The 14847-nt window shown below is 63.5% G+C and carries 18 protein-coding genes and 1 pseudogene; 10 read left to right on the plus strand and 9 right to left on the minus strand.

What is annotated here, in order from left to right:
• Window positions 1–593: LysE family translocator (locus tag FJ980_RS25360; RefSeq protein WP_140546442.1), on the plus strand; the 593-nt coding region annotated here is incomplete at its 5' end.
• A gap of 164 nt (window positions 594–757) precedes the next feature.
• Here the strand turns inward: FJ980_RS25360 and FJ980_RS25365 are convergent.
• Entirely contained in the window at window positions 758–1699 is a 942-nt protein-coding gene (locus tag FJ980_RS25365) for a nucleoside hydrolase (protein WP_140546443.1), read from the minus strand.
• A 242-nt stretch (window positions 1700–1941) separates the two neighbouring features.
• Between FJ980_RS25365 and FJ980_RS25370 the strand changes: the two genes are divergently transcribed.
• On the plus strand, window positions 1942–2367 hold the full coding sequence (locus FJ980_RS25370) for an Hsp20 family protein (protein WP_095769269.1): 426 nt from the start codon (window positions 1942–1944) through the stop codon (window positions 2365–2367).
• A gap of 63 nt (window positions 2368–2430) precedes the next feature.
• Entirely contained in the window at window positions 2431–2688 is a 258-nt protein-coding gene (locus tag FJ980_RS25375) for a DUF1150 family protein (protein WP_036257920.1), read from the plus strand.
• Window positions 2689–3124: 436 nt separating this feature from the next.
• On the opposite strand, the gene ptsN is transcribed toward FJ980_RS25375, so the two are convergent.
• From ptsN to lptC, 6 genes are all read right to left on the minus strand, one after another.
• Window positions 3125–3589, minus strand: coding sequence for a PTS IIA-like nitrogen regulatory protein PtsN (gene ptsN, locus FJ980_RS25380; RefSeq protein ID WP_140546444.1), 465 nt, complete (start codon window positions 3587–3589; stop codon window positions 3125–3127).
• A 61-nt stretch (window positions 3590–3650) separates the two neighbouring features.
• Window positions 3651–4238 (minus strand): ribosome-associated translation inhibitor RaiA, encoded by a 588-nt coding sequence (gene raiA / locus FJ980_RS25385; protein ID WP_140546445.1) that lies wholly within the window; start codon window positions 4236–4238, stop codon window positions 3651–3653.
• A gap of 304 nt (window positions 4239–4542) precedes the next feature.
• Window positions 4543–6072, minus strand: a complete 1530-nt coding sequence (gene rpoN / locus FJ980_RS25390) for an RNA polymerase factor sigma-54 (protein ID WP_140546446.1) — start codon at window positions 6070–6072, stop codon at window positions 4543–4545.
• A gap of 184 nt (window positions 6073–6256) precedes the next feature.
• A complete protein-coding gene (gene lptB / locus FJ980_RS25395) occupies window positions 6257–7075 on the minus strand; it encodes an LPS export ABC transporter ATP-binding protein (RefSeq protein ID WP_095769266.1) in 819 nt (272 codons plus the stop codon).
• Window positions 7075–7668, minus strand: coding sequence for an LptA/OstA family protein (locus FJ980_RS25400; RefSeq protein WP_140546447.1), 594 nt, complete (start codon window positions 7666–7668; stop codon window positions 7075–7077). Before FJ980_RS25400 ends, lptB begins: the two co-directional genes overlap by 1 nt.
• A complete protein-coding gene (lptC, locus tag FJ980_RS25405) occupies window positions 7655–8368 on the minus strand; it encodes an LPS export ABC transporter periplasmic protein LptC (protein ID WP_140546448.1) in 714 nt (237 codons plus the stop codon). The genes FJ980_RS25400 and lptC overlap by 14 nt, the downstream gene beginning before the upstream one ends.
• A 393-nt stretch (window positions 8369–8761) precedes the next feature.
• On the opposite strand from lptC, the gene sppA reads away from it, so the two are divergent.
• From sppA to FJ980_RS25425, 4 genes are all read left to right on the plus strand, one after another.
• Window positions 8762–9718: a signal peptide peptidase SppA gene (gene sppA, locus FJ980_RS25410; protein WP_140546449.1), complete on the plus strand. Its 957-nt coding sequence runs from the start codon at window positions 8762–8764 to the stop codon at window positions 9716–9718.
• A 77-nt stretch (window positions 9719–9795) separates the two neighbouring features.
• Window positions 9796–10080, plus strand: a complete 285-nt coding sequence (locus FJ980_RS25415; RefSeq protein ID WP_027165368.1) for an integration host factor subunit beta — start codon at window positions 9796–9798, stop codon at window positions 10078–10080.
• 118 nt (window positions 10081–10198) lie between these two features.
• A complete protein-coding gene (locus FJ980_RS25420) occupies window positions 10199–10531 on the plus strand; it encodes a LapA family protein (RefSeq protein ID WP_140546450.1) in 333 nt (110 codons plus the stop codon).
• Between the two features lie 189 nt (window positions 10532–10720).
• A complete protein-coding gene (locus FJ980_RS25425) occupies window positions 10721–11686 on the plus strand; it encodes an ornithine cyclodeaminase family protein (RefSeq protein ID WP_140546451.1) in 966 nt (321 codons plus the stop codon).
• A gap of 95 nt (window positions 11687–11781) precedes the next feature.
• On the opposite strand, the gene FJ980_RS25430 is transcribed toward FJ980_RS25425, so the two are convergent.
• Window positions 11782–12150, minus strand: a complete 369-nt coding sequence (locus FJ980_RS25430) for a VOC family protein (protein WP_140546452.1) — start codon at window positions 12148–12150, stop codon at window positions 11782–11784.
• 70 nt (window positions 12151–12220) lie between these two features.
• Window positions 12221–12931, minus strand: a complete 711-nt coding sequence (locus tag FJ980_RS25435; RefSeq protein WP_140546453.1) for a YafY family protein — start codon at window positions 12929–12931, stop codon at window positions 12221–12223.
• Window positions 12932–13032: 101 nt separating this feature from the next.
• Here FJ980_RS25435 and FJ980_RS25440 point away from each other — a divergent pair, with 101 nt between their 5' ends.
• The 3 genes and pseudogenes from FJ980_RS25440 to FJ980_RS35515 form a co-directional block, all read left to right on the plus strand.
• Window positions 13033–13518, plus strand: coding sequence for a DUF1772 domain-containing protein (locus FJ980_RS25440; protein ID WP_140546454.1), 486 nt, complete (start codon window positions 13033–13035; stop codon window positions 13516–13518).
• Between the two features lie 88 nt (window positions 13519–13606).
• Complete coding sequence (locus FJ980_RS25445; RefSeq protein ID WP_140546455.1) at window positions 13607–14689, plus strand: class I SAM-dependent rRNA methyltransferase; 1083 nt, start codon at window positions 13607–13609, stop codon at window positions 14687–14689.
• A pseudogene (locus FJ980_RS35515) lies at window positions 14690–14847 on the plus strand (RNA methyltransferase); the annotation flags it as partial.

Below are 14847 nucleotides of genomic sequence, written 5' to 3' on the forward strand. Positions count from 1 at the left end.
CCTATGTCGTCGCCTGCATCATCATCATCCTGGTGCCGGGGCCCACGGTCACGCTGATCATCGCCAACAGCATCCGCCACGGCTCGCGCGCGGGCTTGGCCAATGTCGCCGGCACTCAGGCCGGCCTTGCCATCATGATCGCCATCGTCGGCATCGGCCTCAACACGCTGATCGCCGGCATGGGCCACTGGTTCGAATGGGTGCGGCTGATCGGCGCCGCCTATCTCATCTGGATGGGCGTGCAGATGTTCCGCGCCAAAGGCGCGCTGAACCCCGACGGTTCGGCCAAAAAGCCGCGTGGTGGCTTCTTCCTGCAGGGTTTTCTGGTGGCGATCTCAAATCCGAAGACCTTGGTGTTCTTCGGCGCCTTCTTCCCGCAGTTCATCGCGCCGCAGGGCAATTATACGCTGCAGATCGTCGTCATGGGCCTGACAGCGATGATCTTCGCCGCCATGTCGGACTCGACCTATGCCCTTGCCGCGGGCCGCGCCGGGCGCGTTCTGTCGGCCAGCCGCGTCAAACTGATGTCGAAGATCAGCGGCAGCTTCCTGGTCGGCGGCGGACTGTGGCTGGCGTTCTCGAAGGCGAAGTGAGCACTTCTCCTTCTCCCCTTGTGGGAGAAGGTGGATCGGCGCGATAGCGCCGAGACGGATGAGGGGTGTTCCAGCGGAGTGAGACGTCGGCGTTCCCTGGAACACCCCTCATCCGACCGAGCTTCGCTCGGCCACCTTCCCCCACAAGGGGGGAAGGAGAGGCGCTAAAGCCGCCCCAGCCGCTCCACCAGCAGCGCGAAGAAGCCGTCATGGTCGATGTCGCGCATCACCATGGCGTTCTTTGTGCGCTTGGTGACGCCCCACCAGTCGATCACCGTCATGCCCATGGTGAGTTCCGACGCGGTTTCGACGCTGACATTGCAGTGGCGGCCCTTGAACAGTTCCGGCTTGACGAGATAGGCGATCACGCATGGATCGTGCAGCGGCCCGCCATCGGTGCCGTATTTTTCCTCGTCATAGCGCTCGAAAAACTCCAGCATCTCGGCGGTCGCTGTGCCGACCTTGGTGCCGAGCTTGCGGAAGGCCTGTATGCGCTGGGACGTCGTCAGCGCCTTGTGCGTGACGTCGAGCGGCATCATCACGATCGGAATGCCTGATTTGAACACCAGATCGGCGGCCTGCGGGTCGACATAGATGTTGAATTCGGCGGCCGGCGTGACGTTGCCGCCCTCGAAGAAGCCGCCGCCCATCAACACGATTTCCTTGATGCGCGGCGCGATCCTGGGCTCGCGTATCAGCGCCAGCGCGATGTTGGTGAGCGGTCCGAGCGGGCAGAGCGTGATGGTGCCGCTTTCCTCGCGCATCAGCGTCTCGACGATGAAATCGACGGCATATTGTTCCTGCAACGGCATCGTCGGCTCGGGCAGTTGCGGGCCGTTCAGGCCGGTCTTGCCGTGTACTTCCTCGGCGGTGACGAGTTCGCGCGCCAGCGGCCGGATGGCGCCGGCATAGACCTTGACGTCCGGGCGGCCGGCCAGCTCGCAGATCTTGCGGGCGTTGTTCTGGGTCAGATTCAGCGGCACATTGCCGGCAACCGCGGTGATGCCGACGATCTCCAGCTCGGAGCTGCCGAGCGCCAGCAATATGGCGACGGCATCGTCCTGGCCGGGATCCGTGTCGATGATGATCTTTCTGGACTGGGGCATTTCAATTCCTTTTGGGAAGTCTTTTTGGGCGGGTTTTAGAGCATGGTTCCCAAAAAGGGGGAACCGGTTTTCGGACGAAATCATGCTCCAATGAAAGGCTGGATGAAGATGACGGTTCGACGAAACGCCATCCTGGTTTGGCGGCTTGAACTTGATCGCGCGACGGACCATATCAAGACCATCGGGAAAAATGCCATCCGGGTTTTTCCAGTTTGTGTCGCTCTTCAGAGGACAGTGTAACAATGAGTCGAATGACGCCTTTCTCCAGCCCGCTTCTCCTCGGTTTTGATGCCATGGAAAAGACGCTTGAGCGTCTGGCGAAGTCCGGCGACAGCTACCCTCCGTATAACATCGAGCGCCTCAATGCCGCCGACGGCAAGGCTGAAAGGCTGCGCATCACGCTGGCCGTTGCCGGTTTTGCAGAAAGCGACCTCGATGTCACCACGGAGGAAAACCAGCTGATCGTGCGCGGTCGCCAGACCGACGACACCGAGCGCGAATTCCTGCACCGTGGCATCGCCGCGCGCCAGTTCCAGCGCTGCTTCGTGCTGGCTGACGGCATGCGGGTGATCGCGGCGGAACTGAAGAACGGTCTGCTGTCGATCGATCTCGATCGGCCGGAGTCCGAGCGGATGGTACGGAAAATAAACATATCGGTGAAAGACTGACCTTTGCCGATGGCTCTATGCGAGGCGGCCGATCCTGGCGTCCTCGCGCCAAGGAGGCTTGAAATGACCAGAACTGACGAAACGATCACCATGACCAGCGGCGAACTCGCCCATCTCGGCGAAGGCTCGGTCGCTTATCTCAGGAAAGTGTCGAGCGACGACCTGCGCGGCCGCTTCCCCGGCCTCGGCGAGATCGCGCCCGGCCTGGAGCTGTGGGCGCTGTTTGCCGCCAACGGCCAGCCGATCCTGCTTTCCGACGCCCGCGACCGGGCACTGGCGGGCGCGCTGGAGAACGACCTCACCACCGTAGCGATCCACTAGTTCCCCCGACACAGGGATTTTTGAAAGGTTGCCGTTTGTCTTGGCGCAAGATTTTCCGTTCATTTCCCTGAAATCAGCGCAAACGCCGGGGATTGTTCGAACCCGCCTCAACCTCGTCATTCTATGGCGGAGCAAGGAGCGAAGCGACGCGGCGCAGACCATAGAATCCGTGACTTCGACGCGCCGCCACGGTGCGGAATTCTGCTCCGTTGCACGCCTTGGCGAAGGTAACGGCATGGATTCCAGGGTCTCCGCGACGGAGCTTCGCTCCTGCTCCGCCCTGGAATGACGATCGCGATGGGCGTTTCGGCCAATCTCCAACGCGTGCCATCTAGGCCATAGTCCCGAAAAGTGGGGAATAGCGACTGTGACGTCTGGAATCGAAAGGGCCGCCCCCGGCGGCTCTCAAGAGATTTAAGCCAAGAACCGAAAAACGTCAGGCCGCGTGCGAGGCCTGCGCATCCGACAACAGAGCGTGGATCGCCACCGCGTCGCGCGTGCCCCTGATTTTGGCCACCGTGTCGGCATCGCGCAGCACGCGCGCGATGCGCGACAGCGCCTTGAGATGGTCGGCGCCGGCACCTTCCGGCGCAAGCAGCAAAAACACCAAGTCGACCGGCTGGTCGTCCAGCGCCTCGAAATCGACCGGCGTCTCCAGCCGGGCGAAGACGCCGGCGATCCGCTTCACGCCGGCGAGCTTGCCATGTGGAATGGCAATGCCGTTGCCGACGCCGGTCGAGCCCAGCCGCTCGCGCTGCAGGATGGTGTCGAACACCTCCCGCTCCGGAATCCCCGAAATCGCCGCCGCCCTCTCCGACAGCAATTGCAGAAGCTGCTTTTTGGAATTCGCCTTCAACGCCGGCATGATCGCCGGAACGCTGATGAGATCGCTGAGATCCATGCTTGAAAAATCCCTTGCTCGCCTGCCGCGCCAGTCGTCGCCCCCTTGCGCGGCTGGCTTTTTATCCTTGCGCGACTTTGGTCGTCGACGGATCGATCCAGCCGATGTTGCCATCCGGCCGGCGGTAGACGATGTTGAGATGGTCGGTTCCGGCGTTGCGGAACAGGAAGACCGGGCTGTCGCTGTTGTCGAGCTCGATGACCGCCGAAGCCACCGACATGGTCCGCAGCGTCACGCTTGATTCGGCGACGATGACCGGAGCGAAGTCCTCCGGAATGTCTTCCTCGTCGTCGGCGAGGGGAGCCATCACGGTGTAGGCTATGTCGGTCGGCTCTTCGCCATTGCCGTTGCCGGTGTTGCGCGACTTCAGCCGGCGCTTGTAGCGCCGCAGCCTCGTTTCCAGGCGGTCAGCCGCGGCCTCGAAGGCAAGCGTCGGGTCCTGGGCGTCGCCGGTCGCCTGCAAAGAAGCGCCGGAATCGAGCCGGACCATGCAGTCGGCGGAGAAACGCGACCCCGATTTGATGACCGTGACATGTCCTGAAAAACCCCGATCGAAATATTTCTCGATCGCCTCGCCGACCCGGTCGTTGATGCGTGTGCGGAACGCATCGCCGATGTCCATGTGTTTTCCCGAAATGCGTAGATTCATCTGAAAACTGACCTTCCTTGCTCAGGCTTCAAACTGTTCCCGAGTTTATACCCGTGGTGCGCGCGCACAAGCTTTGCAGCGGCATGCGCGCCGATTTTAGACCCGAACTTTCCGGTTGATCACAAGTCGCCTTCTTGGCCGTCCATGGCCGTGTCTGACGGACCCATTCGCAAGCGGGCATTACCGCCCTGCTCCATGCGGGCGGGCTTCTAGACACTTCATTGCGGCTTGTCAATGAAACTTGGGAATTGTGGAAAGTCAGCACGTGCCGCACCGGCCAGGGCTTGCCGGATTCGGATCGGGCCTAGCGGCCGGCGTTCGCGAGCGCCCGCTTTTCCCGCCGCCGCTGCACCGACGAGGGAATGTTCATGCCCTCGCGATATTTCGCGACGGTGCGGCGTGCGATGTCGACCCCGCTTTCCTTGAGCATGTCGACGATGGCGTCGTCGGAAAGCACGTCGATTGGCTTTTCCTCGTCGATCATCTGCTTGATGCGGTCGCGCACGGCCTCGGACGAATGCGCTTCGCCGCCTTCCGCGGAGGCAATCGATGCAGTGAAGAAATAGCGCAGCTCGAAGACGCCGCGCGGCGTCAGCATATATTTGTTGGCGGTGACGCGGCTGACCGTCGATTCATGCATGCCGATGGCGTCGGCCACCGTACGCAGGTTGAGCGGCTTGAGGTGACGCACGCCATGGACGAGGAAAGCGTCCTGTTGTCGCACGATCTCGGACGCCACCTTGAGGATGGTCTTGGCCCGTTGGTCGAGACTGCGCGTCAGCCAGTTGGCGTTCTGCAGGCATTCGGCGAGAAACTCTTTTCCCGCCTGGTCCTTGGCATGGCTCGCAATGCGGGCGAAATAGACATTGTCCACCAGCACGCGCGGCAGCGTATCGGCATTGAGCTCCACCGCCCAGCTGCCGTCATTGGCGGCGCGCACCTCGACATCGGCGACGATCGCATCGCTCGCGCCGCCCGAAAACGCTAGGCCGGGCCGCGGATCGAGCGCGCGGATCTCGGCCAGCATGTCGAGCAGGTCCTCCTCGTCGACGCCGCAGATGCGTTTCAGCGTGTGGAAATCCCGCCGCGCCAGAAGCTCGAGATTGGCGACCAGCGCCTTCATCGCCGGATCGAGCCGGTCGCGCACCGCCAGTTGCAGCGACAGGCACTCGGCAAGGTCGCGCGCGAAAAGTCCTGCCGGCTCGAAGAGCTGGCAGACGCCAAGCACCCGCGCCACCGCCGCGCCGTCCGTGCCGAGCCGGACCGCGATCTCGTCGAGTTCGGTGCGCAGGTACCCGGCTTCGTCGAGCCCTTCGGCCAGCTCACCCGCAATAAGGCGTTCGCCGGGGCGCAGGGAGGCAAGCGCGATCTGCTCGCCGACATGGTCGCGCAGCGTGATGGCGGCCGCGGCCATGTCGCCGACGTCGAACCCCTCGGACGATGCCGCGCCCGCGCCGCCTCCGGCGGCCGACTTCCATTGCGCCGTGAGATCCGGCCCCAGCCTCTCGCTGGTGCCTGGATCGTCGGGAAACAGGTTCTCCAGGGAAGAATCGAGCTTTTGCGAGATCGCTTCCGCGCTCCACTCCATCTCGCCCTCGAACCAGTCGCCTTCGGTGTCCTTTTCCGGCAACGCCTCGCTTTTCTGGGATAGATCGCCGGCGGCGTCGTCCTGCGGTTCGGCCCGTTCGAGCAGCGGGTTGCGCTCGATCTCCTCGTCGATGAAGCGCTCGAGCTCGACATGAGTAAGCTGCAGCAGCCGGATCGACTGCATCAGCTGCGGCGTCATCACCAGCGACTGGGATTGTCTGAGCTGCAGTTTGGCTGCCAGCGCCATGATGGACTTCAAACGCCTCGTCTACGCGTCGACTGTTTTTCGGTCGGGCATAGAAACTGGCCCGGCTTTTGCTTGTCAAGCAAAACGCTAGCAGCTGCGGCTTACCGGAGCGTTATCGAGCGCTAAAATGACCGAAAGCCGTGACGAGGCCATCGAAACCACGTCGAAACCGCGAAACCCGCGGTCAGAGCGTGAAACCCTCGCCGAGATAGAGACGCCGCACATCGGCGTTGGCGACGATCTCGTCGGCGCGGCCATGCGTCAGCACCTGACCGGCATGGATGATGTAGGCGCGGTCGATCAGGCCGAGCGTCTCGCGCACATTGTGGTCGGTGATCAAGACGCCGATGCCGCGCGCCGTGAGGTGGCGAACGAGCTGCTGGATGTCGGCGACGGCGATCGGATCGATGCCGGCGAAGGGCTCGTCGAGCAGCATATAGGCAGGCCGCGTCGCCAGCGCCCGCGCGATTTCGAGGCGGCGCCGTTCGCCGCCCGACAGCGACATCGACGGCGCCTTGCGCAGATGGCTGATGTGAAACTCCTCGAGCAGCTCGTCAAGCGTGCGCTCGCGTTCCTTGCGGCTCTTTTCCACCACCTCCAGCACGGCCCGGATGTTCTGCTCGACATTCAGGCCGCGGAAGATCGACGCTTCCTGCGGCAGATAGCCTATGCCGAGGCGGGCCCGCCGGTACATCGGCATCGAGGTGACATCGAAGCCGTCGATCTCGATCGAACCTTCGTCGACGGGAACAAGGCCGGTGACCATGTAGAAACAGGTGGTCTTGCCAGCGCCGTTGGGGCCGAGCAGGCCGACGGCCTCACCGGCGCGCACGCCGAGCGTCACGCCGCTCACCACCTTGCGGCCCTTGTAGCTCTTGGTCAGCCCCTTGGCGATCAGGGTGCCCTTGAACTTCGCCTTGTCGGCGCCGACCGTCGCCGGCGCAGCGGGTTGTGCGGCTGCCCGTCCCGGAAGACGGGCCAGCAGCGAAGTCACGCCGGCCATTACTTGCTCGACGCTCCCTGCTGCTGCGCGTCCTGCTTCTGCGGCTTGAACATCATGACGACGCGCGGGCAGCCTTCGACATTGCCGAGGCCACTCTTCATCTGCACGGTGAGCTTGCAGCCCTTGAGCACGTTGTCGCCCTGCGAGAGCACCACTTCCTTGCCGGAAAGCACCAGCACCTGCGTCTTCATGTCGAATTTGCCGGTGTCGCCGGTAGCGATCTGGTCGTTCGATTTGATGTAGACTTTGTTCTCGACCTCGAGGTGGTCGATATTGGCGGAGCCCGTCATCGCCGACGCGCCGGCCGCGGCGCTTTTGCCGGCATTGGCATCCTTGACATAGTAGACCGTCATCTTGCCGGCCTTGAGCAGGGTCGGCCCCTGATTCACCGTCACATTGCCGCTGAATACGGCCATGCTGTCGGCCTGGCGAACCTCGAGCTTGTCGCTTTCGATCTGGATCGGCTGGTCGCCCGACAGCTTGAGCCCGGGAATCTGGCTGGTCGCGCTCGACTGCGCGAGAGAATGCGCCGTTGCCAAAAACAGCAATGCGGAAGCAGCGCCCGGAAGCCATGCGGATTTACTGCGACGCATTCTGTTCTCCACCGTTTACCCCCGCTGCCTTCAGCGCAGCAGGATCTATGTTGACGCGAACCCGGTTCTCGAAGACCACGAGCCTGCCATTGTCCTCGACCGACATCGCGTCCGCGGTGATGCGCGACCCGCCACGGCTGACGTCGACCGGATTGCTCGTCTTCATAGAGCCTTTGCCCATGTCTAGGAAGATCGATTTGAACTTCGCCACCAGGCCGTCCGTCGTCGTCACGCTGACGTCGCTGGTCAGATCCATCGTGTTGGCGTCGCGATTGTAGATACCGTGCGCGGCATCGACCGACACGATGTTGTCGGTGGCCACCGGCAGTTTGGCGTTGATGCCTTCGAGGTCGATGACGGCCTGCTGGCCCACATCCTGCGTCGCCCTTGTCGCCGTCAGCGAATATGGCAGCTTCTGCTTGGTGAAGCCGTTGAGCTTCGGATTGGCCATCACCAGCTTGCCGTTGGAAAACGCCGTGCCGTCGGCCTGCACCGATACGGACACGGGCGCCTTGAGATAGGAATAGACCGGAAAGGCGACGGCGATCGCGACCGCGAGCAGCGGCACCGCGAATTTCAGCACGCGGACGCGGCGCGAGTGCCGCTGGGCGCGGTTGAACGCATCGCCACGCGTGCCGCCTTGGTTCGCGGGAGCCGATGCCTCACCGGCATCGCTCGTTTCGTCAGATCGCGCCAACATGACTTTTCTAATGGACCTTTGCCCGCCCAAACACCGCCTATAGGTGGTATGCCGGCACCTACAAGCAAGCACAAGCGGAGGAAAACTGCAAAAATGTGACAGCTGCCGCCCGCAAAATCGAAAGGAATTCGGCGAGACGGCCTGTACTTCATAGCAGATACGGACTGCTTGCGTTAATTTTTCGTGAGCCCGGCGTCAACGCCGGAGGCCGAAGCCGGGGCCTTTCGGAACAGTTCCGGGAAAGCTGCGAGCGGTTTCCGACAGGAATTGCATCAGGACAAGAAAGTAGAGGGGTCACCGTTCTGTGAAGCGGATGACCCGCGCCAGGAAACGGTAGCCGTGTGTAGAAGCTTGCTTTAAAAGCGTGCTTTCCCACCACCCATGAGGCTGACAATGGCAATGAGAGCCGACGACCTGATCGACCGCCGCCGCTTGCGCCGCAAGCTGACGTTCTGGCGCGTGGTTGCGTTTCTGGTTCTGGCGGCAGCGATCATCGCTTTCTCGACCTGGGTCTATGACGACAATTTTACCGGCCGGGCGCTCCCCCACATCGCCAAGGTCAAGATCGAAGGCACCATCACCGAGGACGAGGAGCTGCTCAAAAGGCTGGAAGCGATCCGCAAGTCGCCGGAGGTAAAGGGCGTCATCCTGTCGATCGATTCGCCGGGAGGCACCACGGTCGGCGGCGAGTCCACATTCGACGCCGTGCGCAAGCTTGCCGGCGACAAGCCGGTGGTGGCCGAAGTCGGCACGCTGGCGGCATCGGCCGGCTATATGATCGCGAGCGCTGCCGACCACATCGTCGCCCGCAAGACATCGATCGTCGGCTCGATCGGCGTACTGATCCAGTATCCTGACGTCAGCGGTCTGATGGACAAGCTCGGCATAAAGCTGGAGGAGGTGAAATCGTCGCCGCTCAAGGCTTCGCCCTCGCCCTTCAAGCCGACCAATGACGACGAGCGCGCCATGGTGCGCAAGCTGATCCTCGACAGCTACGACTGGTTCGTCGGCATCGTCGCCGATCGCCGCAAGATGACGCATGAGCAGGCGCTGGCGCTGGCCGACGGTTCGATCTTCACCGGCCGCCAAGCTTTGGCCAACCACCTGGTCGACGCCGTCGGCGGCGAGCAGGAGGCGATCGACTGGCTGGCGACGAAGGGCGTGGACAGCAAGCTCAAGGTCGTCGAGTGGAAGGACAAGGACAGGCGTGGCGGTTTCCTGTTTTCGCAGTCGATGGCAAAAGTGGCGGCCAAGGCGCTCGGCCTGCCGGATGCCGGCGGCGATATCATTCACGAACTCGGCGCCGACCGCTTGTTTCTTGACGGTCTCGTTTCGGTCTGGCACCCTTAAGGTGCCGTTGGGACGAGCCGAAAAAGCAATAAAATCATCCTGATAATCGGTTGCAGTGGTTTTACGGGGAATGTTCTATGATCAAATCCGAACTTGTGCAGATCATTGCTGCACGCAACCCGCACCTTTTCCTGCGCGACGTCGAAAACATCGTCGGCGCGATCTTTGACGAGATCACCGATGCGCTTGCGGAGGGCAACCGGGTCGAGTTGCGCGGTTTCGGCGCCTTTTCGGTGAAGAACCGTCCGGCCCGCACCGGCCGCAACCCGCGCACCGGCGAATCCGTCGAGGTCGAGGAAAAATGGGTGCCGTTCTTCAAGACCGGCAAGGAGTTGCGCGAAAGGCTGAACGGCGGCAAATAGGCGCCGGGCCGGCGGGTCGAAACGGCATCTTGGCGCCTAAAGGCATGTCTCCCGAAAGTGGAGACCGGTTTCGGGACAAGGACATGCGCGCTTCAAGAAGCCTCTCCATGGAGATTTGATGTTCAATCGCTTCATCCTCGTCGTGGTCTTCGTGCCGCTGGCCGTTATCCTGATCGCGCTCGCCGTCGCCAATCGCGGCCCTGTCGCCTTCACGCTCGATCCATTTCATCCCGGCAATCCCGCGCTGACGCTGAGCCTGCCGCTTTTCATCTTCCTGTTCCTGGCTTTGGCCATCGGCATGGTCGTCGGAAGCCTGGCCACCTGGATGAAGCAGGGGCGCTATCGCAAGCTCGCGCGCCAGCGCGGCCTCGAGGCGGAAAATCTGCGCCAGGCGGTGAGCCGCACGCCCGTGGCGCCCAAGGGACCGGCGCTGCCCAGCCCGACGAGCTAATGCATGTCGCCCACAAGTGCACCGCGGTTCTGGGACAACGACATACATCAAACAAAGGCTTAAGGCGCGTCGCCTGAATCTGTTTCAGCGCGACGCGCTTTAGCAATTCCCGGCAAAGTGCGTGGCGGTTTTCCGTCCGGAATTGCGTAGAAGATAGTCGAGCGTCATTTCGACACCACGGAGCTCTCAATGTTGACCATTTCGGCCGCGGAGGTCGACCGCGCGCTGACCTTTCCGGGCCTTGTCGAGACGCTGCGCACCGCCTTCCGCGACGGCGCCGTGCAGCCGGTTCGCCACCATCATGGCGTCGAACGGCCGGACGGCGCCGCCTCGACCTTGCTTTTGATGCCGGCCTGGACCGACTTCAACGCCGCCGGCACCTCGGCGGGAGGCCATATCGGCGTCAAGATCGTCACCGTGTCGCCGGACAACAATGCCATCGGCAAGCCGGCGGTCATGGGCCTTTATCTTTTGCTCGACGGCGTCACCGGCGAGCCGCAGGCGATGATCGATGGCCAACGGCTGACGCAGTGGCGCACCGCCTGCGCCTCCGCGCTCGCCGCCTCCTATCTCGCGCGCAAGGACGCCTCGCGGCTTCTGGTGATCGGCGCCGGCGCGCTGTCACCCTTCCTTGCCAAGGCGCATTCTGCGGTCAGGCCGATCACATCCATCCGCATCTGGAACCGCACGCCGGCCAATGCCGAAAAGGTGGCCGCCGCCTTGCGCGCCGAAGGCCTTCCGGCAAATGCCGCCGGCGATCTCGACGCGGAGCTCGCCGAGGCCGATATCGTCGCTTCCGCGACCATCTCGAACACGCCGCTGGTCAAGGGCGCGCTGCTGAAACCGGGCGCCCATGTCGATCTCGTCGGCGGCTTCACGCCGACGATGCGCGAAAGCGATGATGATGCGATCAAGCGCGCCCGCGTCTATGTCGACACCCGCGCCGGCGCCACCAAGGAAGCCGGCGACATCGTCCAGCCGCTGGCCTCGGGCGTGCTGAAGCCGGAAGCGATCGTCGCCGACCTGCACGAGCTCGCGTGCGGCGAGAAACACGGCCGGCAAACCGACGACGAGATCACGCTGTTCAAGTCGGTCGGCGCCGCGCTCGAGGACCTTGCCGCCGGCATCGCCGTCTACAAGGCAAATAGGCAGTAGGGATTGGGCAGTAGGCAATAGGGAAGATATGCCTACTGCCTACTGCCTACTGCCTACTGCCTACTGCCTACTGCCTACTGCCTACTGCCTACTGCCTACTGCCCATTCGGCCAGTAGACGCGCAGGCGGTGATTGTCGGGATCGAGGGCGACGAAGGTGCGGCCGAAGTCGAGATCTGTTGGCGCCTGCAGCACGTTGACACCTCTGCCAGTCCAGTCCGCATGGGTGGCATCGACCGCTGCCGCGTTCTCGACGGCAAGCACGATCTCGCCGCCCCCGCCCGCTGCCGCGGCCGCCGGTTCCACCGTGTGGCGCGACCAGAGGCCGAGCCTGAAGCCTTTGTCGAGCACGAACATCACGAACGTCGGCGAAGACTCGACCGGCTCGCGTCCCAGCAGCGAAGCGTAGAACGCGCCGCTCTTTTCCGGGCTGTTGACATAGAGTACGAAATTCGGCGTGGTCATATCTGATCTCCAAAGTGTCTGAACCTTGGAGACAATACGCGGACATGCTGTCAGATTCTGGCAGCAGCAATCAGCGGGAAACGGCTTTCGCTCCATTTTGACCCGGAGCATCGAGGGTTGCCCGCCATTCTTTGAGCATCGCCTGCCGGCGGCGCGGGTAGCGGATGTCTGTCGCTGTCAGGCCGGACATTCGGTCGGCGCGGAAATGCCGGAAATCCTGGCGCGTTTCGCACCACGCCACCATCACCCGAACCTTGTCGAAGAAGGCGAGCGCGAACGGCCAGACCAGACGCTTCGATGCCGCTCCCCCCGCGTCGCGGTAAAGGAAGCCAAGCTTGCGCTCGTCCCGGATCGCCTGCCGCACGATGCCGAGGTCGATCGCTTCGGCATTTTCCGAGCGCGGCCCGACGAGCAGTGTCGTCGCGTCGAGATCGTCGCGCAGATCATCCGGCAGCACCGCCGCGATCTTGGCCAGTGCATCCGCCGCGGCGGCCGCCAGCCTTTTGTCCGGCTGCTTCGCCACCCAGCGCGAGCCGAGCACGATCGCCTCGATCTCCTCGTCGGTGAACATCAGCGGCGGCAGCATGAAGCCGGGCTTCAGCACATAGCCAAGCCCCGCCTCGCCTTCGATCGGCGCGCCCTGCCCCTGCAGCGTCGCAATGTCGCGGTAGAGCGTGCGGATCGACACGCGGATTGCGCCCGCAAGCGTGCGGCCGCTCACCGGCCGACGATGGCGGCGAAGGATCTGGACGAGGTCGAGCAGGCGGGCTGAACGGGACATGAATGGCTAACCGGCGTGCCGCACAATAGGGCTGGCCTGCACGTCACGGCAAGCAGCCCGATGCCAAGGAACGCCTGCGTCCGATCCTCGTTTTCCCCCCAATGGAGATGCGCGGGACCCTGCTGTTCTGGGCGGTGCTGACCGCTTTCGTCGCGGCGCTCAGCCTTGGGCCGTCCTTTGCCCATGTGCTGGAATCGCTGCCCAGGCTGACGAAATGGTCGCCGGCGCTCTGGCGCGAGGCGATCGTCTTCAACGGTCAATTTCTGCTCTTTGCCGTCGTCGGAGCGCCGCTCGATATCGCGGCGATCCTCTGCCCGGCATTGCTCACGTGGATGCTGCGCGGCCAAGCTGGGGCGTTCGGCTTCGTGCTCGCCGCCACCCTGCTTTATGCCGTCTCGCTGGCGCTCTGGTTCGGACTGGTCAAGCCGGCCAACGACATTCTTGCGACCTGGGCGCCCGGACCAATCCCGGACAATTTCGAGGCCGTCCGGCTGCGTTGGGAGACCGGCCACATGGCGGTGGCGGGGGCGAAGGCGCTTGGCTTCATTTCGCTTTGTTTCGGCCTGCTCGGCGTCCGGCACGGTTGATGACAGCACCATTGAATAAGCCGGGCTTTGTTGCGCCGGTGGGCTGAGCTGTGGCAGAAGCGGGCCGAACCGCCGGAGATGACCCTTCTTGAAATCTTTTCGCGACAAACGCCGCGATGGCCGCCCGCATCCCGCAAGGGCGGAACAGCCCCGCCCGCGTGATGCATTCGCGGCCGGACGGCAGCAGGCCGCACCTGCCGAGCGCCGTGAAACGAAGTCGGCGGAGCGGCAGGAAGCCAAGCCGGCGCCGCGCGTGCTTGCGCGCCGCGAAGGCGCGTTGCCCGCCGAGCGCCTGCCATTGATCCTCGAAGTCGCGCCCAACACCGACTACGCCCTGCTGGACAGCGGCGCCGGCGAGAAGCTCGAGCAATACGGCCCGTACCGCATCGTGCGCCCCGAGGGCCAGGCGATCTGGCAGCGAGCCCTCCCGGCGAAGGAATGGGAGCGCGCCAACGCCATCTTCACCGGCGACACCGACGAGGAAGGCATCGGCCGCTGGCGGTTTCCCAAAACGCCGCTCGGCGAGACCTGGCCGATGAAGCATGACGGCATCGATTATCTCGGCCGCTTCACCTCGTTTCGCCATGTCGGCGTCTTCCCGGAGCAGGCGTCGCATTGGGACCATATGGCCGGGCTGATCGCGTCGGCGAGACGCCCGGTCAAGGTGCTTAACCTGTTCGGCTATACCGGCCTCGCCTCGCTGGTGGCGGCCCGCGCCGGCGCCGAGGTCACCCATGTCGATGCCTCGAAGAAGGCGATCGGCTGGGCGCGCGAGAACCAGGAGATGGCCGGCCTTGCCGACAAGCCGATCCGCTGGATCGTCGAGGACGCGATGAAATTCGCCGAGCGCGAGGAACGCCGCGGCAGCCGCTACGACATCGTCCTGTTCGACCCGCCGGCCTATGGCCGGGGCCCCAAGGGCGAGGTCTGGCAATTGTTCGAGGACCTGCCGGGGCTCACCGACCTTTGCCGCTCGATCCTGACGTCGAAACCGCTGGCTGTCGTTCTCACCGCCTATTCGATCCGCGCTTCCTTCTTCGCCATCCATGCGCTGATGCGCGATACCTTCGCCGGCGTGGGCGGCACGGTCGAATCCGGCGAGCTGATCATTCGCGAGAAATCCGCCGGCCGCGCGCTGTCGACCTCGCTGTTCTCGCGTTGGGTGGCTTGAATGACGGCACATGACGGCGCTCGCCCTGTCGGGCAGGTCAAGGAAGTCACCAGCCTTGCCAATCCCCTGGTCAAGGACATCAAGGCGCTGGCGCTCAAGAAATTCCGCGACCAGCAGAACGCCTTCATGGCCGAGGGCCTGAAGCTGGTCATCGATGC

The organism is Mesorhizobium sp. B1-1-5 (assembly GCF_006443065.1).
Taxonomy (GTDB): Bacteria; Pseudomonadota; Alphaproteobacteria; order Rhizobiales; family Rhizobiaceae; genus Mesorhizobium.

Bases quoted from the DNA above. Each gene is read 5' to 3' on its own strand.
- FJ980_RS25365 (WP_140546443.1), bottom strand. From the start codon at position 1,699: ATGCCCCAGTCCAGAAAGATCATCATCGACACGGATCCCGGCCAGGAC.
- FJ980_RS25370 (WP_095769269.1), top strand. From the start codon at position 1,942: ATGAGTCGAATGACGCCTTTCTCCAGCCCGCTTCTCCTCGGTTTTGAT.
- FJ980_RS25375 (WP_036257920.1), top strand. From the start codon at position 2,431: ATGACCAGAACTGACGAAACGATCACCATGACCAGCGGCGAACTCGCC.
- ptsN (WP_140546444.1), bottom strand. From the start codon at position 3,589: ATGGATCTCAGCGATCTCATCAGCGTTCCGGCGATCATGCCGGCGTTG.
- raiA (WP_140546445.1), bottom strand. From the start codon at position 4,238: ATGAATCTACGCATTTCGGGAAAACACATGGACATCGGCGATGCGTTC.
- rpoN (WP_140546446.1), bottom strand. From the start codon at position 6,072: ATGGCGCTGGCAGCCAAACTGCAGCTCAGACAATCCCAGTCGCTGGTG.
- lptB (WP_095769266.1), bottom strand. From the start codon at position 7,075: ATGGCCGGCGTGACTTCGCTGCTGGCCCGTCTTCCGGGACGGGCAGCC.
- FJ980_RS25400 (WP_140546447.1), bottom strand. From the start codon at position 7,668: ATGCGTCGCAGTAAATCCGCATGGCTTCCGGGCGCTGCTTCCGCATTG.
- lptC (WP_140546448.1), bottom strand. From the start codon at position 8,368: ATGTTGGCGCGATCTGACGAAACGAGCGATGCCGGTGAGGCATCGGCT.
- sppA (WP_140546449.1), top strand. From the start codon at position 8,762: ATGGCAATGAGAGCCGACGACCTGATCGACCGCCGCCGCTTGCGCCGC.
- FJ980_RS25415 (WP_027165368.1), top strand. From the start codon at position 9,796: ATGATCAAATCCGAACTTGTGCAGATCATTGCTGCACGCAACCCGCAC.
- FJ980_RS25420 (WP_140546450.1), top strand. From the start codon at position 10,199: ATGTTCAATCGCTTCATCCTCGTCGTGGTCTTCGTGCCGCTGGCCGTT.
- FJ980_RS25425 (WP_140546451.1), top strand. From the start codon at position 10,721: ATGTTGACCATTTCGGCCGCGGAGGTCGACCGCGCGCTGACCTTTCCG.
- FJ980_RS25430 (WP_140546452.1), bottom strand. From the start codon at position 12,150: ATGACCACGCCGAATTTCGTACTCTATGTCAACAGCCCGGAAAAGAGC.
- FJ980_RS25435 (WP_140546453.1), bottom strand. From the start codon at position 12,931: ATGTCCCGTTCAGCCCGCCTGCTCGACCTCGTCCAGATCCTTCGCCGC.
- FJ980_RS25440 (WP_140546454.1), top strand. From the start codon at position 13,033: ATGGAGATGCGCGGGACCCTGCTGTTCTGGGCGGTGCTGACCGCTTTC.